This is a genomic window from Jiulongibacter sp. NS-SX5, assembly GCF_052828545.1.
This window is the reverse complement of the sequence record NZ_CM128248.1, coordinates 3,780,662-3,800,239: the sequence shown is the minus strand read 5'-3', so window position 1 is coordinate 3,800,239 and position 19,578 is coordinate 3,780,662. Positions and strand designations below refer to the sequence as shown.

The window sequence follows — 19,578 nt, the reverse complement described above, 5'->3', positions numbered from 1 at the left end:
GTATTCAAAATTCGTAACCCGCTTAGAAAGTATAAAAAATTCAATTTTATAATGTTAGTTAGGTATTTCTTTCCAGTGAAAACCGAAAGTTTAGAAAAGAAAATATAAACGATTTATCATCAACTACTTAAAAAAGAATAAGGAAAGATATTTATTAAAAATCAAAATTTGGTTTACGGTCTATTTTAATTTACTCAGTCGGACTATATTATCATAGAGGAGTTTCATCTTGTTTCCAGTTGTACCCTTCTGGTAACTATAGCTATAACCATAACCATAACCATATTCAGCATTACGCGTGTAATCCACTGCATTAAAAAGGACATGCATTGATGAAAACACTTCCTTTTCTTTGATCTCTTTCACCTTAGGCAATAATGCCTTTGGGGACTTGTTTTGACGTATTACATAGAAGCAAACATCTGATAAAGGTGCCAGTAATACTGCATCTGTGACAAGGCTGGTAGGTGGTGTATCCAGTAAGATATAATCAAAAGTCTTTTTCAAACCATTTACCAGTTCTGTCATTTCAGGTTTTGCGAGTAGTTCAGATGGGTTAGGCGGTATGGGTCCTGCCGGTATCATATATACGTTAGAAATTTGCGTAGCTAAAATGAGTTCATCTGCCTCTGCTTTCCCTGCCAGATAATTGGTTACGCCTTGTTTATTTTTCAGTGATAAATATTCATGAATCATGGGTTTGCGTAAGTCCAAACCTAAGATCACCACTTTCTTTCCTAATAAGCCTAAGGAAGCGGCTATATTTCCGGTAACAAAACTTTTCCCCTCACCAGGGACACTACTGGTAATGGAGATGACCTTTCCTAAAACGCCATCCTTCTTTTCATCAGAGAATAAGTAGGATAAATTAGAACGGATCATTCTAAACTGCTCAGAGACAAAAGAGCGGCTATTTACATTTAGTATTTCTCCCTTTTCTTCTTTTGGTTTGATCCCAATTTCACCAAATACAGAGAGCCCGGTTTCTTTTTCTATTTCCTTCTTACTCTGTACAGTATACGTCATCAATTCTTTACCATTGATGTAGGCAGCAGGTATTACCAAGCCCAATAGTAAACCCATTAGTGCCACTATTTTATTTTTGGGCTTAACGGGTTGGTTGGAGGTATAGGGTTGATCTACCACACGGCTATCGGTCACTGTACTGGCATAACTTAAGGCCGTCTCCTCTCTTTTTTCAAGCAGAAGAAGGTAAAGGTTCTCTTTAATCCCTGCCTGTCTTTTTATTTCTACATACTGTCTTTCTTTACGAGGAATAGCTGAGATAGATGATTCCAGTCTGCTGTTTAGCGTTTCTAATCCACTTTTAGTGACTTGTAAACTTGCCTTTTGGTTTCTAATATTCTCACGAATGGCCTGCTTGATATTGGCTTGCTGGGTTTGCAGCGTTTTCAAGAAGGGGTTATTGGCTGTGGTGGTACGTGCCAGTTCTTCTCTTTCCAGTTCCAATTCTGAGAGCTGATTGATATAAGAGGTAATTATTGGGTCACTAACCATAAGGGCCCCGGGGCTTACGCTGGCGTATTGGTTGGAGCTTAGATATCTTTCTACACCATCTAAAACCCGAAGCTGAATATCTACCTCATTTAGTTTGGTATCATTGTCTTTTACTTTCTCTAAGAAAAGATTGGCTTCAGTACTTAAATCGGTAATTCCGGCAGAACGGCGGTATTGCTCTACGTCTTGTTCTACATCACCCAGCTCAGAAGTGATAAGTTTAAGACGGTCTTCTATAAAGTTAAGGGTGTTCGTGGCTTCTCTGTTTTTATCTTCCAAAGAAGCAAAGGCATACTCATCCAAAAGTTTGCCTAAAATCTGCTTCCCTTTCTTAGGTAGGGCATGCTCCATACCCAGCTTGATCACCGTACTTTTTTGATTGACCAGTTCTGCAGTAAGTCCCTCAATCATACTAGAAACTTTAGCATCTCTATTGGCAAAGTGTACTTTAATATAACGGTCTGTACTTAGCTTCTCTGCAGAGCTGTCTACCTGAAAAACTCTAAATGCTCCGTACTTACTGTTCACCAGGTCAGAATATAAGAATTCTCCCATGAGGTCTTTATTCTGGTCTAGCATAGCATACTTTGAACTATCCAATGGCTCTATATACAAGTGATTCTGATACCCAAAGCTTGAAATATCTGCGGCGTTAATTTTTACAGGACTACTTGAATGGAGCTCCACATCACGTATGTTTCCTTCATGCCAGTAGCTTACCGTAAGGTTAAGGCCATCTACTACTTTTTCCATGAGGGTTCTAGAGCGTAATACCTCAATCTCATTTTCCACGAGCTTAGAGCCACCGAGCATACCGAGTTCTTCCAGCATTTCAGTGCCACCGGTTAGGCCTTTCTCCTCATCTTTCACCAATAAAGTGGCAGAGACATCATAAATAGGCGTACTATACCGCAAATACAAAAAGGCTAAAATGCTACAAATAACAACTGATAGCACAAACCAATACCAGTTTCTCAGGTATTTAAAAACAAAGTCACGCAGGTTAAAGTCATCTTCTTCTTCCTGCCAGATGTTTAAATCTTGATTATTCATTCGTTGAGTTCAATATAGTATGTACCCTTCGGTGTCTGCTCCGCTGGCTTTGCCCCTACTCAGGGTACTTGCTTTTCAATTTAATTTTCTCATTCTGATGACTGAGGAGAAGGGCTGGTTTCAGCCTTGATCTCGAAGGCATCACTGCTTGGTACCCTTCGGTGTCTTCTCTGCTGGCCTCGCTCATACTCAGGGTACTTTTTTTTCATTTCTACTTTTCTTCTTCTGATGACTGAGGAGAGAGGAGGAATTGTGCGAGGGTCTCGAAGGCATCCCTTGTCGAAATGAAGCCATCCTATACGGTACCCTTCGATGTCTACCCTTCCTGCCTCGCTCCTACTCAGGGTACTTTATTTTCGTTTAATTTTCTCCTTATCCGATGACTGAGGAGAAGGGCGGGTTTGCGTGAGGATCTCGAAGGCATCCCCCTCCTACAAAACCAAATTCAATAACACCGCAATAGTAGTTGCTATACCTGTAAATATCGGTACGAGTTGAACACGTTGTTCGGTATTGGTTACTCTACCTTTAATTGGTTCAATATAAATGACGTCACCGTCTTCAATAAAGTAATACGGACTGTTAAACATGGTTTGGTTCAGTAAGTTAACTTTTCCCACCTCACGCACGCCATTCACATTTCTTATGACTGTTACAGAATCTCTTTTTCCATAAATAGTCAGATCTCCAGCCATAGCAATAGCCTCCGGGAGAGTTGTCCTATCGTCCAAAAGGTTATATGTTCCTACTTTCTTAACTTCACCCAGCACTGAGAACTTATGATTTAGGAATCTAACATTAACTGCAGGCTCCTTGAAGTAATTCTCCATCTCGGTTTGAATCTTATCACTCGCCTGCATAAGGGTCATGTCTTTAACATAAACCTTGCCTACAAAAGGCAGTATTACTGTTCCTGTCGAATCTACTCTGTAACCTAAAGGCTGTCTTGAACCCATCCCCCCACCTGTTTGACCTGGGAAAGTGGACATTTGCAGGGTATTTATATTCTGAAAATTCAAGATTTGGTTTGCCTCTTCATTTAAGGTACTTACCGTAATAGCCAAAATATCATCTTGAGTAATTTTTGATACCTTCGGTTCTCCTGTTTGTAGATAGGCAGGATATGATGCTGAATTACCACCTTGGAAGTAAACGAATTTCTCAGTGCTCACACATGAATTTAGAAAAATACAGAAAAGAATTGAGGCAATGTAAAAGTTTGAACTACGATAATGTTTTCTCTTCATTTTTTAACCTGAGGTCAATTTGGATACTTTATTACTTCTTAAGTCGACGCGAACCTTCATCTGAAGTGCCTCAATCAGGACTTCAATGGAATTATCATCTACTTTCTTTACTATTCCTTCCTTGTCTGTCAATGGGCCAGACTTAATCAGAATTCTGTCTTCTCTTTCAAACTGTTCCACTTCTATTTCACTGTATTCAAACTCGCCAAGCAAGTTTCTGATGGCCTCAATCTCCTTGTCTTTCACAATGGCCGGCCTCTCTAACCAATAAAGGTACTTCACCACCCCGAAAGCCTTAAAAGCCAGATGACGTTCCTTTTCCTCTATGTTGATAAAGACATACGACCTAAATAAGGGCTCCTCTACAATTTTCTTTCGATCAGACCATTGTTTCACTTTCTTCAGCTTTGGACAATACACATCCAGTCCCAACTCCAGAAGTTGTTCCTCTACTTTCTTTTCCTGTCTCGATTTTGTGTATAAAACGTACCACGCCATCTTTTTCTGTGTTTCGTTCGTAAATGGTGAAACCATGAAAAGTAAATGGGCAAACTTTGCCTTCTCTTTATTGCTCCGCCCTTTCAGTCCCATTTTTGGGTGACCTAGCTGAGGGCTTTTTCAGAATTTATCTTGGAGAAATTACTGAGGATAAAGGTTTTCCTTCACCCTTTATGTCTTGTTGTTTTAGCAGGACAACAACCTGTCGAAGTACTTCTTAGCCAATTAGATTAATACATCTCGAAGCTATCCGCCTTCTGACCTTCTTCTTTGAACAGTTTGATATCTGCCCAAACCATATCTTTGACAAGTGCCGGCAGGTCATATTTTGGTTTCCAACCCAACTTGGTTTTAGATTTGGTCGGGTCTCCCAGTAATAGATCTACCTCTGTAGGTCTGAAATATCTTGGGTCTACCTTTACCACTTCTTTGCCTACTTCCAGTATAAAATCCGGGTTTGAACAAGCTTTCACTTTAGCAACCTCTTCTTTACCCTCACCTTCAAACGCAAGCTCGATTCTCAGCTCGGCAAAGGCCATCCGAATAAAGTCTCTTATAGTAGTAGTAATACCTGTGGCGATAACATAATCCTCTGGCTTTTCTTGCTGAAGAATCAACCACATGGCCTCAATATAATCCTTGGCATGACCCCAGTCTCTTTTAGAATCAAGATTACCCATGTAAAGACAATCCATACCACCAGAAACTATTTGAGCCAAACCACGAGTAATCTTTCGTGTGACGAAAGTCTCACCTCTTAACGGAGATTCATGATTAAAAAGAATACCATTGCAGGCAAACATATTATAGGCCTCACGGTAATTCACTGTAATCCAGTAAGCGTACATTTTGGCTACTGCATATGGCGAGCGAGGATAGAAAGGCGTCGTCTCTGATTGTGGCACTTCCTGTACTAATCCATATAATTCGGACGTTGATGCCTGATAAATTCTGGTTTTCTCCTGAAGATTTAAAATTCTAACGGCCTCCAGAATACGTAATGTACCGATACCATCTACGTTAGCCACGTACTCTGGCTGATCAAAGCTAACCTTGACATGTGACATTGCCCCGAGGTTATAAATCTCATCGGGCTGTACCTCCTGAATAATTCTGATCAAGTTTGTAGAATCACTCAAATCGCCATAATGTAATTGAAAATTGACTTCTGCCTCATGAAGATCCTGATAAATATGATCTATTCGGGCCGTATTAAATAAAGATGATCTTCTTTTAATACCGTGCACCATATACCCCTTTTTTAAGAGAAACTCTGCTAGGTATGCTCCGTCTTGACCGGTAACTCCTGTTATTAAGGCAATCTTCATGGCTATCTTAACTTAAAGTTGTTTTCATTCGAGTGGTTAAAGATGTGTTTTCCTTTGAGGATAAAAAACTTGAAAAGTAGCCGATTTATTAAACGGTTAAAAGTTCAATCATAAATGCAACTCAACCCCAAAATAATACCAAACGCAAAGTTAGACATCAAGATATTATATCTCCAATACCCATGTTAAGCAATTATTATTTTTTAAAATTGTTATTTTTTAACAAAAACTATTGATGTATAATTGACCTTAAAAAGAAAGAATTATGAAGTCTTTCCAAATTAAATTCGCTCAAAATCAGCCAATCATCTACGAATAATACCATATTCTGAAGAGGTCAAGACAACCATTTAGGTATCTACATCTGTATATTTTTATTTAACCTCTAAACGCACATTACTTTTTAATTGTAGCTCATCCTTCATTCTTAAATTCACCACATTATTACAAGCACTTACTTCTTGAATAGTATCGAAAACAGGGAAAAAAGAATTATTTCACCAATTACCTTGCATTGCAAAGTACCTTCCATTATGTTTGTAACAGAATTTGAGGTAAAGCTCAGTTCTGATTATGAAAAAGCTATTTAAAACATTATGGAAGTCGAGGCCCCTTCGGCTTCCATTACTTAAAACTCAATTATGAAAATAGAAAATGCGAAGGTGCAGATGCGGAAAGGCATTCTGGAATACTGCATCCTGAGAATTATCTCTCGAGGCGAAATCTATGCCTCTGAGATTCTCGACGAACTTATTGAGGCTAAAATCATGGTAGTGGAAGGTACCCTTTACCCTTTGCTCACCCGCCTGAAAAATGCCGGACTACTCGACTATAAGTGGGTAGAATCAGCTTCAGGACCTCCACGTAAGTATTACATTCTTACACAAACCGGTATGGAATTTCTTGAAGCCCTGGGCGACACCTGGACCAATCTATCCGAATCTGTTAACCGAATCATTTCGAACAAATAAGCTATTACTCATCACATGAAAAAGACAATACAAATCAATATAGCAGGCATCGTCTTTAATATAGAAGAAGACGCTTATGCCACCCTGAGCGACTACCTCGCTTCAGTTCAAAAGTACTTTGCTCCTTATGAGGGCAGTGAGGAGATCGTGGCTGACATTGAAGCCCGAATCGCCGAAAAGTTTATCGGTAAAAACAAACCTGATAGTGTTCCGGTTATCACTTCTGAAAATGTCTCTGACATTATGAAGTCGATGGGTTCCGTGGCTGACTTTGAGGCCATTGAGGAAGAAGCGGCTTTCACGGCAGAAACTCAAACCGAAGCCGAAACAGAGACCACAGAAGAGTCCTCTGCACCAAAAGAGAAAAAGAAAATCTTCAGAGATACCAAAAGAAAAGCTCTGGGTGGTGTTCTGGCCGGTTTGGCTAATTATTTCAATACCGACGTAGTCTGGTTCAGAGTTTTATTCCTGATAGGTTTCCTAGGCTTAGCAGAAAGCGGCATCAGTGGCTTCCTCTTCATAGCGTATATTATCTGTTGGATTGCCTTCCCGGCGAATGAAGAGCTGGAAGAAGATGAAAACATCAAGAAGTTTTACCGAAACCCTGAAGGAAAAGTCATCGGAGGTGTAGCTACCGGTCTGGCTTCCTACCTGAATATGGATGTGGCTCTTTTGAGAATCATCTTTGTGGTTCTTATTCCTTTCTTCGGGATTGGACTTCTGGCTTACGCCATCATGTGGATAGCCTCACCAAAGGCTCAAACGCTTACCCAGCGTATGGAGATGAAAGGTGAAGCCGTTACCATTGAGAATATTGATAGCAATATCAAACAAAACCTCAATGCCGAAAAAGCTCCAAGAGTCAAAAGAGAAGAAGGTACGCTTTCAAAAATCCTTCTTTTCCCATTCAGAATTCTAGGATTGGCCTTCTCGGCTCTTGGTAGAGGTCTTTCTCACCTAGGACCAGTGGTGCGTATACTCATCGGGATTCTACTAGTCATGCTAGGCCTTTCATTGACCATAGGTGCCATTTCCAGCACAGCCGTATTCTACGGTTTATTGACTGATCACTCTTGGTTTGTGACTGACTTGAATTTAGGAGGCATCACTCAGGATCTACCGGCCAATGCAGGTATCTTCCTTTTCCTTGCGACTGCCATACCGGCAGTAGCCACGCTCCTTTCAGGTATTATTTTAATCACGAATGATAGAATAGGCACTAAGAATTTCTGGCTTACCGGCCTTGGACTTTGGGTTGTAGGTGTATTCGGTTTGAGTTTTATTGGCGGAAAATACTCTTTGAATTTTGCAAAAAGATCAAGCATCAAAGACTCAGAGGTCTTCTCTTATGCAGGTGAAACCATATACCTGGATTCTTATGAGAACATGGATGACGATACCCACGATTATGGTTTAAGAATTTTGCTTGAGCCTTCAAAAAATAACAATATCACTATCATCAAAGAGTTTACTTCTAGTGGCCCTACCAATGCTAAAGCAAAAGAGAATGCCAGCTTGTTAAATTATCAGGTCAATGTCAGAGATTCACTCTTTGTCTTTAATGAAAGACCGGTTTTAGACGCAAAATCAAGCTTCAGAAACCAGAGAGTACGTGTAAAAATGGAGATTCCTGAAGGTAAAAAAATCAAGATCTCAGAAGACTTTGCCAGACATCTATTAGCCAATGACTGGAGTGTGAGAAGCAGATATGGCATTGACTACAAAGACTTTGACAAACTTATTTTCATGGTCAATGAAGATGGAGAATTGATCTGTACAGATTGTGAACCATTGGATGAAAAAGAACAAGAAGCCTATAGAGAAAGAGAAAGTTCTTGGAGCAGATACTACCTTGATGACGACGACTTCAAACCAAGAGGTAGCTATGATCAAACTTACGATGTCGAAGATTTTGAGCACATTGAAATCAACAGCATTTTCAGAGCATTAATTACTCAGGGTAATGAATTCTCGGTTTCGGCTGTGGCCGAAAGCAGCAAGGATCTGGAAGACCTTAAAGTAGAAGTGAGAAACGGAACGTTGAATTTTGAGTTCAGAGATCGTTTCTTTGAGAACAGAGACCGAGTGAATTTATATATCACTTTACCGAGTCTGGAAGGTCTAGAAGCCTCAGGTGCATCCAAAGTGAAGGTGATTGACTTTGATAATATTGATAGATTAAAACTCAACATCTCCGGAGCTTCTAACGCTCAGCTAGACATCGACGCCCGTGAAGTGGATTACGATGGCTCAGGTGCCAGCAAAGCCGAGATTAAAGGGAGCATTGGAGAGCTGAAAGCAGATGTCTCCGGGGCGAGTAAGTTGGATGCAGAAGATGCGGAAATCAGAACAGCCGATGTAGAAGCTTCTGGTGCCAGCAAGATCACCCTGGGTGAAGTAGAAAGCCTTAGATCAAATACCAGCGGTGCTTCTTCAATAAAGAGAAGATAGAACTTGATCGTTTAAATTTGAAAGGAGACTCACTAAGGGTCTCCTTTTTTCGTATCTAGCGGTATAGCTTATTTCACTTATGTCTGGTATTTTCTTATGTCTTCTCATTTTCATAGGCTGGTTTGGCTACGGGCTCATTCACAGTGCATTGGCCAGTGGGGTTGTAAAAAACTCTTTAAAACCAGCAATTGAAAAAACTGGGATACGCTATCGACTATTTTATGTAATCCTAGCTTGTATCATTCCATTGCCGCTTATTTGGGTTCATATGACATCTGATGCACTATGGATTTGGCCTCAGGTATATGGTTTGCGATTGTTTGGTGGTTTAATTGCCGGATTAGGACTGGCTCTTTTGCGAAAAGCATTTTCATCTTACGATAGTCGATTATTCTTTGGCCTGAGTAATACCGAAGATGACTCCGAGTCACTTAAAACATCGGGACTTTTGAGTCAAATGAGACACCCATTATATACGGCCACTTTGATGATTCTTTGGGGATGGTTAATATTTAGTCCAACATATCAAAACCTTTCTTTAGCTTCATCCCTAACCATTTACATCTTAATTGGTATCAAATGGGAAGAAAAGAAACTGATCAAACAATATGGTGAAGCATATAGAGAATATATGGAGAAAACACCTATGCTGATACCCAAATTTGGGTCGAAGTCTTAAGACTTCAAAAGACGTATCAATAGTACCTCTAGTAAAAGGAATACTAAAGCTCCGTACAAGAAATACTTCCAAAGTTGTTTTCCAAAATTATTTTCAGCAAAAGAGCTGATGAAGTCGCCATCCAATACATTTTCAAAGACGGTAACCTGATCGTTTGACTGAAAAATGTCTTTGAGTTCTTCAACCGAGTAAACAGCCATTGAAGACTCTTTTGAGTTATGATTCAGTGCAATCAACTTCTCCGTGACACCATCTTTTTGAAGCTCAAAAATACCCGCCTCCACAGTTTCACCTAAATCCTCCAGGTCAGGAATTTCAATCAAAAGCTGATCATTCAAAACTCTCTGTGAAGGAATGATCTCCTGTTTTCCACTTTTCAGAGCATATACACCACTAGCACTGGCATTGGATAAAGGAATAGCAATTTGTCGATCGCTGAATCGATAGGCCAAAGGCTGTGGCCTTACACTTAAAGCAGCCATTTTAAACAGTGTGGGCACAAAGAGAGCATGCTCGGCAAAATTACCATTTGACTTATCTAGAGGTGTACTCAAAAGATAAACCTTGCCGGCAGAATAATTACTTCTGGATAGAAATGCCTGCCCACTTCTCAATTCTAAGAGCTTCTCGCCTACCCCAGACCAAATCAAAACTGGTTTTGCCACAGGCAAGTCGAGCACATCATCTCCTGTCTGCTCGAAAACATCGGCATAAAACGGAATATTTTTATCTGGTTTTGCTAAACCAATAGCCTCTGTACTATCTAGTCTAGCGTTTATAGAAATCTGAGCAAAGCCCAAACCTCCTAAGAAATCTTTATAGACTGCTTCAGAGGCGTTCTTACCGGGTATCACAAAAACATGCCCTCCGTTATTGGCAAACTCCTGTAAAGCCGTCACAAGATTCTGACTAGGAGTGCTCATGCCCTGAACAATCACAAAATCCTGAGTTTGAACTCTGCTCAGGTCCACGTTTCTTAAAGAGTACTCAGAGTAATTGAAAAGGCTATCGTTTGAGAATAATCTTTTGACATAGTCACCCTCAGCCTTTTGATCGTACAGATGGAGAATATTGATATTGGGTGAAATATCAATCACAAAGAAGCTTTCATTATCAAACGTCACCGGCTGATCGTCAAATTGGAGTCGCCCACGATGCTGACCACGCTCCCGTACCGTAAAGTTAAAACTAGCTGTAGAAGAGCTTTCCGGAGCAATACTAACCGAACTCGTAGAGGTCTGCACACCATCTATAAACAGTTTCACTGGCAGGTTTTCTACCGGCTCATTACCAGAATTATAAAGCTTTACGTAGAGTACACTATTCTGCATTTCACGGACGAACGGCGACGCCAACCAAACAGAGTCCACGAATACATTCTTCTGCACCTCTCCTTGCACCGGCACTATATACACCTGTGTAAGCGAATCCTTCTTTAAAGCATTTAAATCACCGGCAGTGCTTTTTTGAAAATCTGAAAACCAAAACAAACTATGCTGAGCTGCCCCTTCTTTTGCGGCCATACTCAGCTGTCGATTTTGAACCTCAGCTAAACTCCTTGACTTCCCCGAAAAGCCAACCTCCGTGAGTCTATCTTTCACCTTTCCAGTACCTTTGATGAACTGATCTTCGCCACTAAAGCTATTGGTTAAAAACTGAACATTCTGCTGATTCTTAAACAAGCCAAGTAACTCATCAATTTTCAGAACTGCCAAGTCAATATAACGCTTACTCTCGGTGGTATTCTGCATACTCAGAGAGTTATCCAGATACAGACTGTTCATACCAGATTCAGCGGTGCTCCGGGTATTTTGGGCAGGAATGAATGGCTGAGCAAAGGCTAAAACCAGAGCAGCGATAAACGCCATTCTGGCTGCCATTATCAACCATTGCTTTAACTTTCGAAATGAGGAAGTTTCTGTTTCTACCTTCTTCAGAAATGCCACATTGGTAAAATACACCTTCTTAGTTCTTCTGAAATTAAACAGGTGAATAATGAGAGGAATGGCCAGAGCCAAAAGTCCCCAAAGCATTCCCGGATTGGCAAATTGCATAGGTATCAATATTGAGATTTACTCGCCTTTTTTCATGTAATCGCCGCGAGAGAAATACTTTTCAATAAAACAGTACATCAAGATAAAGAAATAACGGCTTCCCATTTCCTTTATTTTGAGTTTTGACTCGCCGTATTTTCGATTCGTCCAGCTGTTTGGTACTACCGCGTAAGAGTAACCACGTACCATGGCCTTCAATGGTAATTCTATGGTCAGGTTAAAGTGAGGCGAAAGAAATGGCTTAATGCCGTCAATGGTCTCCTTTTTATACAATTTGAAAGCATTGGTGGTATCGTTATAGTCGATACGCATCAGCATTTTCACAATAAAGTTAGCGATCCTGTTGATCACCTTTTTATGCTGCGGATAGTCAATGACTTTACCGCCTTTACCCCAGCGACTCCCGAAAACGGCATCTACGTTTTCTTTCCGCATAGTGCGGTAATACTTAACCAGGTCCTCCGGGTCATCTGACATATCTGCCATGAAAACCGCCACACAGTCACCAGAAAATCGTTCTAAACCATACCTCACGGCATAGCCAAAGCCATTAGGGCCTTTATTGGTTTCGTAGGTCAATGTTGGAATCTCAGCTTTCAGGCTCTCTAAAACCTCAGCGGTATTATCCTTTGAATTATCATTGGTTACCCAAATTTCATGGTCTATGCCATGCTTTGAAAGTGTAGTGTAAAGTGACTTTAGGGTTTCCGGAATTGATTCGGCCTCATTATAGGCCGGAATAACCACGCTTAGCTTCATGGCGTAAAATTGTCAATAAATGCTGAATAGTTCAATTATTTCATTCTTCCCGTCTGGCTTATTTGATTTTAAGGCTTAGCCTAGTAGCAATCAACCAACACTCTTCCTTCCTGACGTAGGTCTTCATAGTTTGGTAAGCTACCCTCATCAAGAATCTGATTTAAGGCCTCTTTTACACCTTTGAGCATGGTCAAGGAACCACAAACCATGATAGAAGCACCATTTTTAAGTTCTGTTGTTACCTTATCTTTATTGGCCAGAAGGAGATCTTGAACATAGCCACTATTTCCTTCTCTTGAGTATATGGAGCTAGCCGAATCAAACTCTAAAACTTGACTGAATAAGTCAGCATCTTTTTGGTACTGGCTTCCCCAAAAGACCCAATCGGCATCTGTCTTCATACCTAAAAAAGGAGCTAAACCAGTACCGTTTGAAATCATAATCACAGGTGCTTCTGGCTTATAGAAAGAAGGATTTAGCTTCACATAAGCCTTAAAATTTTGGCCATGATATAGATCACACAGATAACTGGAACACAGACCAGTCTTCTTGATCATCAAAACGATTTCACCCGTGCTCTCTAAAACAGCTACAGAATAATAACGAGCTACTGCTTCTTCCGGAGGGTACACACCTAGTAAATCACCAGACTTTATCTGTGTTTTGCCCGGCATCTTAATTCGCAATAAGTGAACGTCTCGCTCATGCCTGTTTTCAATTATCTCAAAGCTGTGAAGGTCGGTACGTTTGGTAGGTTTTAGCTGCTCAGTTTTCACTTGAAGATCAAAGCCCGTTCGCTTGTTTAAGGCCTTTACCCATTCTATAAAATCAGAAACAGATCGATTATTGACCGTTTCATACGGTACTAATTCCTGACTATTCTCCAGCTTAACTAACTGATTTCTCAAATCTTTGGCATAAGCACAGTAGGCTTCATAATCTGTTGACCCAAAACCAAGGACTGCGAATTTGACCAAATCAATCTCGGCAAAAATTTCGGGCAATCTTCCCTCAAAATCTGCAGCATTTTCAGGAGCTTCACCGTCGCCATAGGTGGAACTTAGAAACACTACTGTCTTGCTGCCGGTTAGTTTCTTCAGCTGATTTATACCTACCAGAGCATGGTCAATATTATTCGATTTCAGGGAATCTGAGAGAGCCTCTGCAAATCGCCAGGTATGCCCTGTTTCTGAGCCTACGGCAATAATAAAATCCTTTTCGTCTAACTGTCCGGCACCTGCTCCTCGTTTCTTCAACGCTGCCGGTAGCATTACAAAACCTGTGTAGGTGAGAAAGATCAAAACTACAGAAGATAATCCGAGTAATAGGGCAATTGCTCTGCTGCCTTCACCAGTGTGAATGACAAAGCTCCATTTCGCCAGATTTTCGGAAACTGACTTAGGATAGTACTCTAGTAATTCTCCATTCACATAATGGGCTTCACCAGAGTTGGTTTCTATGATCAATGGTTCTTCCTCCATAACGGGAAAAAGAACAGAGTTCACCTCACTTAGCTTTATTTCTGAAAGAGAAGGTCCAGAGTTTATTGGAGTAATGGTTTCTTTGCTGAGTTCTGCAAACCTGTCCAAGGATAAATACACCCCGGAACCAGCAATAAACACGATAGGAATCAAAAACAGTCTGCTCCAGTAAGCATGTCTATCCCGATTGAAATCGACAATCGGAATTGATTTAAGTAGACTTTTGAAACCGCCGGCTCGCTTAATCAATAAAGCTATTCCACTAACGGCCAGAAAGAGCATGGCAAAAGCTGCCAAGCCCATCATAATTCTTCCAGGTGTTTTGAGAAATAACGACCTGTGTAAGTCACGAGAGAAGTTAAACACTTCAGCAACTTTTTGCGGAGCTTCTACTAATTCGCCTGTGGCACCAGAAAGATAAAAAGTACCATCGGCCTCCATGCCAATACCTTCCACTTTGATATTGCCGTAGGCATCTTTCTCCAGACTAAATACCTCCAAAAATTCCTCTTGAAGTGTATTTCTGAATTCCTCAAAGCTAAGGTCTTTATTGACCTCACCCGAAACAGCATACTTATGAAGAACAAAAGGCTCAACCGAGAGGATGAGCCCTGTGCCTGAGGCCAGAAAAATAAGCAGACCTGCTATAAGAGCCAGCATGTAGTGGAGCTTCCTCCAGCCTTTGTTGATCATTAAGAACCGATAAGTTTTACATATCTGATATAACCGGTACCATTAAGGCTTTTGCCTACATTGGCAGAAGAAAAATCAACTTCCAAGTCTTTTTCTTTGTATTCCTGATTCTCAACAGCGGTCTCAAATCTTAGTTTATAGCCTTTGTTATAATAGGTATCATCCAGACTAAATGAAAAGACCTTTCTACTACCCGGAGTGATGGAAGCTCCCGAGATAGCATCTACTGATTCCTGCTTTGCTGAATAGAATCTAAACCAAGAGGTAAGGTCATCATACCATCTCTTTTCTTTACCAAAAACATATAGTGTCTTCTGGTACTTTCCCGAAGCATCTAACAGAGATACCGCCACATAGGCACCTTCACCAGAGTAGTTCGTTAACTGAACCAAACATTTCATATTCACTTCTTCAGGCTTAGAGCTAAAGCTAGAAAAAGTTAAAACAGCCATTAAGGCTAGTAATTTCAATTTCATCATTTGTTTAAAAAGTCAATTTGTGTACCTTCAAGTTGAATAGCCTCATTGGCATCCAGAAGGTCTTCTATAGTTTCGTCAAACTCTGTTGTGATTTTAGGATCTGCACCCTGAGCTATCAAATTTTGCAGCATTTGAAGATCTTTGGCTTGCATAGCAGCATAATGCAAGATGGTGTTGCCATCCTTGTCTTTCGCATTGATATCTTCACCTTTCTCAATCAATAGGCCTAGTAGCTTCTCGTCGTTTTTGCTGAAAGCTTTATGAAGCAGACTTCCATTTAAAGGCATTTTTAATCCTTCCGCTTCTAATAAGGTTATGATCTCGCTTACTCTTTCAAGGCTGTTTCTTCCTTTTCTATAAGAGCCGATTAAGACACCATATAAGTCATCTCCTTCCTTATTAATGATGCTAACATCAGCCCCTTTTTTGATAAACAGGTCTACTACTTCAGGAGAATTACTTGCCACGGCATTGATAATGGCAGCTTCTCCTTCCTTGTTAACAAAGTTTATAGAATTGCTTTCCATTAGCATCTCTATCAAATCTGCTTTACCTCTGGAAGCTGCGAGCATCAAAGGAGTATTGTCATTATGATCTGGTTGACCCAAATCAATTTTGTTGGCAACTAAAAACTCAAAGATTTCTTCAGAAGCACCTGCACGAGCGGCGGTGTGGGCTAAAGTTTGACCTTCGGCATTTGGTGCGGCAGGATCAAGCCCCAGACTCTTCAGATACTCCAACACTTCAAGACTTAATCTGGCTCCGCGACCTCTTCCCACAAAAGCAAAGGCATTTTCACCAAGCTTATTTGGCGAAGTACTTACGCCTTTAGCCACTAGTTCTTTAAGCAAACTAACGTTTCCACCAGGTACCGCATAATGAAACAGGCCGTTTCCGTCATGATCTGTATATTGAAGCGTTAAGCCTTTTGAGATAAAATAATCCAGAAAAGAAGCATCTTTTAATCTGCCCACTGCAGCCAGCATCACGTTTTTGCCATGTTCGTCTTTGTCATTGACAAGATCTCCGCCATTAGCCAAACAAAACTCATAGATAGCTTCGTCCGGATTTGCCATTGCCGCATGCATTAAAAGACTTTGTCCGTGGCTATTGATAATATCTGTACGAGAACCCTTTTCAAGAAGTAATTCCATAACCGGAAGGTTACCTTTCATAGTAGTCCACATCAGGTAGTTCTGAGAGTGGTGAGTAGTAACGTTGACGTCGATTCCCGGTTTGTCCAGAATATGTTTGATCACATCATATTCATTATCTGCCATGATAGCTAATAAGGGGCCATCCCAACCTCCGGGTCCCATTTCTGTGATGTCATTGCCTTTGGCAATTTGAGCCTCCACTTCGGCTATGGAAGGCTTTTTAGCCCAAAAGCCTCTATCATGAAAAACGTTCTGTGCCTGAGTAGAAACCCAAACGCACAAACCCACTATGACTAAAATACTTTTTCTCATCATTCTTATATCTAGTTAAAACCAGTGCTTCCTATTAAATGCCTAAACTCATTCTCTTTCAAAAGGCCATAGAAACGGCATTCTGGCAGATTTTGAACTTATTTAGACTAGTTTTAAATAACGCCACAAAGGAACAATTACACCTCTTAAAATACAAGCCTATTTAGACAAATTTTAAATAATACTCGACAATCCGATTCATACTCCAAACAATTAAAAAAAGCTCCCGTCCGTCAAACGACAGGGGGAGCTCGACCTATAGCATATCTATGAATTAAATACTCTTTTGAAAGACAACGAACTGATCAAGAATCTTCTTCATCTCGGCTTTCACATCTTCAGTAGGCAGATCTGACCTGTGTTCAAGGTCATAGATATAACTACCTAATCTCTGATCATTCACTTTGTCTTTAAGCGTGAAACTCTTGTGTTGGTTTTCGAGGTCATCCCAGGCGGCTCTTACCTCGTTCCAGAAGGCATGGTTTTTCTCCCACCAAACTTTGGCCGCTTCACACTTAGCCATGTCTGTTTTTACGTAATCGTTATATCCTTTCTCTGAGGCTAAAAGCACATCTGGCTTACCCTCTTCTCTGACTATCTTTTGATTATCCTGCTCATGTAGATACCCTTTCTCTGTCACGTGAATTCTGTTACCACGGTTCATCACATTATAATCACTCCTGTGAGAATACTCTCTTCTTGGAAGGGCGGCATCTGCAGCCGACTCCCAAACAGACTTTCCGTTGATATGAGCCCACTCGCCATAGCCGGCATATCTCGGTTCATCCTGTGTACCATAAACCCATTGCGTCCAGCCATTGGTATAGTTTTCAGATGCTACATTCGAGTAACGGAAATCGTTCGCGGTATGGAAAGACAATAGGTGGTCATCTTTAAACGACCAGTCTTCACGCCAGTGCTTAATGATCATAGTGTCTCTGATCACTAATAAGTGTTGGATGATAACGTTTTGAGGATCTTCATCTACTACAAATACATATTCACGGCCTTTAGCTAAATACCTGTCATGAAATTTATAGCTGGTATCTGGAGCAAATGTCTCGGCATATTTAAATGTGATATCAAAACAGCCGCATTGTCCTTTTATGGCATCAATATCTTTAGTGTTTTGAGCAAATACACTGCTCAAAGAGCTTAGAAAGGCTAAGGTTAAAACTAATTTTTTCATCATCTGATACGCTTATTTGTTTGTTATTATTTCTTTGGCATCAAGCACTAGAATTGTCTCATTAATCATTTGTTTGAATCGCTCGTATTCTGCTTTTGCAAAAGCAAAATAGGTATTCGGCACAGGGGTTTTCATGGTAATGGTTTTATTCTGACCAAGAGCTGACTCAGTTTTCCAAATGCCGTAATCCAGGTCAATGATTTGACTCAAACCTCTGATCTCTTCCTCTGCCAATAACATAAAGATGTTATTAAAGGTGAGGTTATATCGATCACAGCCATAGCAGTAACCGATATATCCCTCAGGAGATTGACTAATGATTCTTAGTGTTGATTTATCACACATAATTTTTATTCAAAGCTTGTAGTCCCATCTGGCTGATAGGCGTAACGGAAAGTATAATATCTACCAACCGCATCTGCACCAGGAGTGGCCGGAGCTCCTTTATAGTAGGAAAGGATTTCTACCTTGGCATAGTTACCATCGCTATCTTTCACAAAAATCACTTTACCTGCCAAAGGTGTTATTTGGTGGTTGGTAGGATTGTAACTGTACCAACCATTCCCACTACCTGTAGGAATGGCCTTAGCCGTCTCAGAATCGGTAGACCAGACAAGGCTGGCAGGCACTTCAGTAAAGTCAGAGAATACTCCATCCACTACTCCAGCCTGAGCTGATCCAGGCCCTGAGTTGCCGCCATTGACCAAAATGGTGGTACTTCTGAAGGCCAAATCCCAGTTTGAACTTGCAGAGTCTGCCGCAGATAAAACACCATCTTCAAAGCTAAAGAAAGTGTAGTTAGCAGAAGGAGCATCTGATGGATTGGCAGGCAGGTCACTAATCGTCTCTACCTTCACCTCTACTTTAGCCTCAGGGGCTTCATCTGTATCACATGAGAAAAGTGCACTTGCTAAAACGCCGCAAGCCAAAATGTTTAAAAGTTTCATTTGAAATATAGTTTTAAGAATTGTTTACAGTTTTAGGCTCATATCATGAGCAATGAAAGTGACATCACACTTATGTCTGATACTCTCGTAAGCTTTATCTTTAAAGCTTCCCGGAGTTTTGTCTATCCATTCAATTTCTACCAGGTATAGACCATCTTCATTTGGCACCACGCTTACAAAGCCTGCCTTGTTTGACCATTTATCCTGAAGCCAGCCTTCAGGGTTTACTACCCTCACTTTAGATTTGGCTAGAGCCTCGCCGTTTTTGAAGGCCCAGATCTCCACATTATTTTCGTTCTGTTGGATTTTAATATCCAGATATTGGGTGTTATTACTTGTCAATTCAGTGACAGTCCCATTGCCGACAATAAATGATGTTCTGAGATACTGGATTGGTCTTGTAATCCCCAGATTATGCTTGTGCCAATCCTGCACCTCACGGGTATCATTGATTCCTATTACTTGATATTCACCATTACCGGTTGGGGTATATTTGGCTTCCCAATGGGTATGAGTTTGATTCATTTCTAATGGAATCTTAAAACCTTCCGGTGTAATCACCGAAACTTCTATCAATTCCATTTTATCAAGTCGGTCTCCCACTTCCCTGATTTGAGAGGCATACTCGCCATAATATAACTTCACGGTTACTTCACCATTAAGATTTGCTTTAGCAGGAACTTCTAACCAGTAACCATGGGCACTGCCCAATAGAGGCAGTAACACCGAAAAACATGTTATTATCCAATTTTTCATCTTCTC

Annotated in this window: 16 protein-coding genes; 3 read left to right on the top strand and 13 right to left on the bottom strand. The window is 40.6% G+C overall.

The window, feature by feature from the left end; all coding sequences use genetic code 11:
* Positions 1-180: 180 nt before the first annotated feature.
* The 4 genes from ACUXV0_RS16525 to gmd form a co-directional block, all read right to left on the bottom strand.
* Positions 181-2,571, bottom strand: coding sequence for a GumC family protein (locus ACUXV0_RS16525; RefSeq protein ID WP_446190681.1), 2,391 nt, complete (start codon positions 2,569-2,571; stop codon positions 181-183).
* A 431-nt stretch (positions 2,572-3,002) separates the two neighbouring features.
* The gene (locus ACUXV0_RS16520; RefSeq protein WP_446190680.1) at positions 3,003-3,818 is read right to left on the bottom strand and encodes a polysaccharide biosynthesis/export family protein; all 816 of its coding nucleotides are present in this window, start codon (positions 3,816-3,818) and stop codon (positions 3,003-3,005) included.
* Positions 3,819-3,821: 3 nt separating this feature from the next.
* The gene (nusG, locus tag ACUXV0_RS16515; RefSeq protein WP_446190679.1) at positions 3,822-4,316 is read right to left on the bottom strand and encodes a transcription termination/antitermination protein NusG; all 495 of its coding nucleotides are present in this window, start codon (positions 4,314-4,316) and stop codon (positions 3,822-3,824) included.
* A gap of 230 nt (positions 4,317-4,546) precedes the next feature.
* On the bottom strand, positions 4,547-5,644 hold the full coding sequence (gene gmd / locus ACUXV0_RS16510) for a GDP-mannose 4,6-dehydratase (RefSeq protein ID WP_446190678.1): 1,098 nt from the start codon (positions 5,642-5,644) through the stop codon (positions 4,547-4,549).
* 641 nt (positions 5,645-6,285) lie between these two features.
* Here gmd and ACUXV0_RS16505 point away from each other — a divergent pair.
* From ACUXV0_RS16505 to ACUXV0_RS16495, 3 genes are all read left to right on the top strand, one after another.
* A complete protein-coding gene (locus ACUXV0_RS16505; protein ID WP_446190677.1) occupies positions 6,286-6,615 on the top strand; it encodes a PadR family transcriptional regulator in 330 nt (109 codons plus the stop codon).
* A gap of 15 nt (positions 6,616-6,630) precedes the next feature.
* The gene (locus ACUXV0_RS16500) at positions 6,631-9,066 is read left to right on the top strand and encodes a PspC domain-containing protein (protein WP_446190676.1); all 2,436 of its coding nucleotides are present in this window, start codon (positions 6,631-6,633) and stop codon (positions 9,064-9,066) included.
* Between the two features lie 79 nt (positions 9,067-9,145).
* Positions 9,146-9,745 carry a methyltransferase family protein gene (locus tag ACUXV0_RS16495; RefSeq protein WP_446190675.1) on the top strand — a complete coding sequence of 200 codons (600 nt, stop codon included), beginning with the start codon at positions 9,146-9,148 and terminating at the stop codon, positions 9,743-9,745.
* On the opposite strand, the gene ACUXV0_RS16490 is transcribed toward ACUXV0_RS16495, so the two are convergent.
* From ACUXV0_RS16490 to ACUXV0_RS16450, 9 genes are all read right to left on the bottom strand, one after another.
* Positions 9,742-11,799, bottom strand: a complete 2,058-nt coding sequence (locus ACUXV0_RS16490) for a BatA domain-containing protein (RefSeq protein WP_446190674.1) — start codon at positions 11,797-11,799, stop codon at positions 9,742-9,744. The two genes, ACUXV0_RS16495 and ACUXV0_RS16490, sit on opposite strands and share 4 nt — an antisense overlap.
* Before the next feature lie 18 nt (positions 11,800-11,817).
* On the bottom strand, positions 11,818-12,558 hold the full coding sequence (locus ACUXV0_RS16485) for a glycosyltransferase family 2 protein (RefSeq protein ID WP_446190673.1): 741 nt from the start codon (positions 12,556-12,558) through the stop codon (positions 11,818-11,820).
* A gap of 80 nt (positions 12,559-12,638) precedes the next feature.
* Complete coding sequence (locus ACUXV0_RS16480; RefSeq protein WP_446190672.1) at positions 12,639-14,732, bottom strand: PepSY domain-containing protein; 2,094 nt, start codon at positions 14,730-14,732, stop codon at positions 12,639-12,641.
* Positions 14,732-15,211, bottom strand: a complete 480-nt coding sequence (locus tag ACUXV0_RS16475; protein ID WP_446190671.1) for a DUF2271 domain-containing protein — start codon at positions 15,209-15,211, stop codon at positions 14,732-14,734. The genes ACUXV0_RS16480 and ACUXV0_RS16475 overlap by 1 nt, the downstream gene beginning before the upstream one ends.
* Entirely contained in the window at positions 15,208-16,683 is a 1,476-nt protein-coding gene (locus tag ACUXV0_RS16470; RefSeq protein WP_446190670.1) for an ankyrin repeat domain-containing protein, read from the bottom strand. The genes ACUXV0_RS16475 and ACUXV0_RS16470 overlap by 4 nt, the downstream gene beginning before the upstream one ends.
* A 271-nt stretch (positions 16,684-16,954) precedes the next feature.
* Complete coding sequence (locus tag ACUXV0_RS16465; protein ID WP_446190669.1) at positions 16,955-17,872, bottom strand: DUF6607 family protein; 918 nt, start codon at positions 17,870-17,872, stop codon at positions 16,955-16,957.
* Positions 17,873-17,881: 9 nt separating this feature from the next.
* Complete coding sequence (locus ACUXV0_RS16460) at positions 17,882-18,214, bottom strand: DUF6686 family protein (protein WP_446190668.1); 333 nt, start codon at positions 18,212-18,214, stop codon at positions 17,882-17,884.
* 5 nt (positions 18,215-18,219) lie between these two features.
* The gene (locus ACUXV0_RS16455) at positions 18,220-18,816 is read right to left on the bottom strand and encodes an HmuY family protein (RefSeq protein ID WP_446190667.1); all 597 of its coding nucleotides are present in this window, start codon (positions 18,814-18,816) and stop codon (positions 18,220-18,222) included.
* Between the two features lie 24 nt (positions 18,817-18,840).
* Positions 18,841-19,572, bottom strand: coding sequence for a nickel transport complex, NikM subunit,transmembrane (locus ACUXV0_RS16450; RefSeq protein WP_446190666.1), 732 nt, complete (start codon positions 19,570-19,572; stop codon positions 18,841-18,843).
* Between the last annotated feature and the right edge of the window lie 6 nt (positions 19,573-19,578).

Excerpts from the sequence above, each read along its gene's own strand:
- ACUXV0_RS16495 (WP_446190675.1), top strand. The coding sequence starts at position 9,146 with ATGTCTGGTATTTTCTTATGTCTTCTCATTTTCATAGGCTGGTTTGGC.
- ACUXV0_RS16455 (WP_446190667.1), bottom strand. The coding sequence starts at position 18,816 with ATGAAACTTTTAAACATTTTGGCTTGCGGCGTTTTAGCAAGTGCACTT.
- nusG (WP_446190679.1), bottom strand. The coding sequence starts at position 4,316 with ATGGCGTGGTACGTTTTATACACAAAATCGAGACAGGAAAAGAAAGTA.
- ACUXV0_RS16450 (WP_446190666.1), bottom strand. The coding sequence starts at position 19,572 with ATGAAAAATTGGATAATAACATGTTTTTCGGTGTTACTGCCTCTATTG.
- ACUXV0_RS16485 (WP_446190673.1), bottom strand. The coding sequence starts at position 12,558 with ATGAAGCTAAGCGTGGTTATTCCGGCCTATAATGAGGCCGAATCAATT.
- ACUXV0_RS16490 (WP_446190674.1), bottom strand. The coding sequence starts at position 11,799 with ATGCAATTTGCCAATCCGGGAATGCTTTGGGGACTTTTGGCTCTGGCC.
- ACUXV0_RS16475 (WP_446190671.1), bottom strand. The coding sequence starts at position 15,211 with ATGATGAAATTGAAATTACTAGCCTTAATGGCTGTTTTAACTTTTTCT.
- ACUXV0_RS16480 (WP_446190672.1), bottom strand. The coding sequence starts at position 14,732 with ATGATCAACAAAGGCTGGAGGAAGCTCCACTACATGCTGGCTCTTATA.
- ACUXV0_RS16470 (WP_446190670.1), bottom strand. The coding sequence starts at position 16,683 with ATGATGAGAAAAAGTATTTTAGTCATAGTGGGTTTGTGCGTTTGGGTT.
- ACUXV0_RS16505 (WP_446190677.1), top strand. The coding sequence starts at position 6,286 with ATGAAAATAGAAAATGCGAAGGTGCAGATGCGGAAAGGCATTCTGGAA.
- gmd (WP_446190678.1), bottom strand. The coding sequence starts at position 5,644 with ATGAAGATTGCCTTAATAACAGGAGTTACCGGTCAAGACGGAGCATAC.
- ACUXV0_RS16460 (WP_446190668.1), bottom strand. The coding sequence starts at position 18,214 with ATGTGTGATAAATCAACACTAAGAATCATTAGTCAATCTCCTGAGGGA.
- ACUXV0_RS16525 (WP_446190681.1), bottom strand. The coding sequence starts at position 2,571 with ATGAATAATCAAGATTTAAACATCTGGCAGGAAGAAGAAGATGACTTT.
- ACUXV0_RS16500 (WP_446190676.1), top strand. The coding sequence starts at position 6,631 with ATGAAAAAGACAATACAAATCAATATAGCAGGCATCGTCTTTAATATA.
- ACUXV0_RS16520 (WP_446190680.1), bottom strand. The coding sequence starts at position 3,818 with ATGAAGAGAAAACATTATCGTAGTTCAAACTTTTACATTGCCTCAATT.
- ACUXV0_RS16465 (WP_446190669.1), bottom strand. The coding sequence starts at position 17,872 with ATGATGAAAAAATTAGTTTTAACCTTAGCCTTTCTAAGCTCTTTGAGC.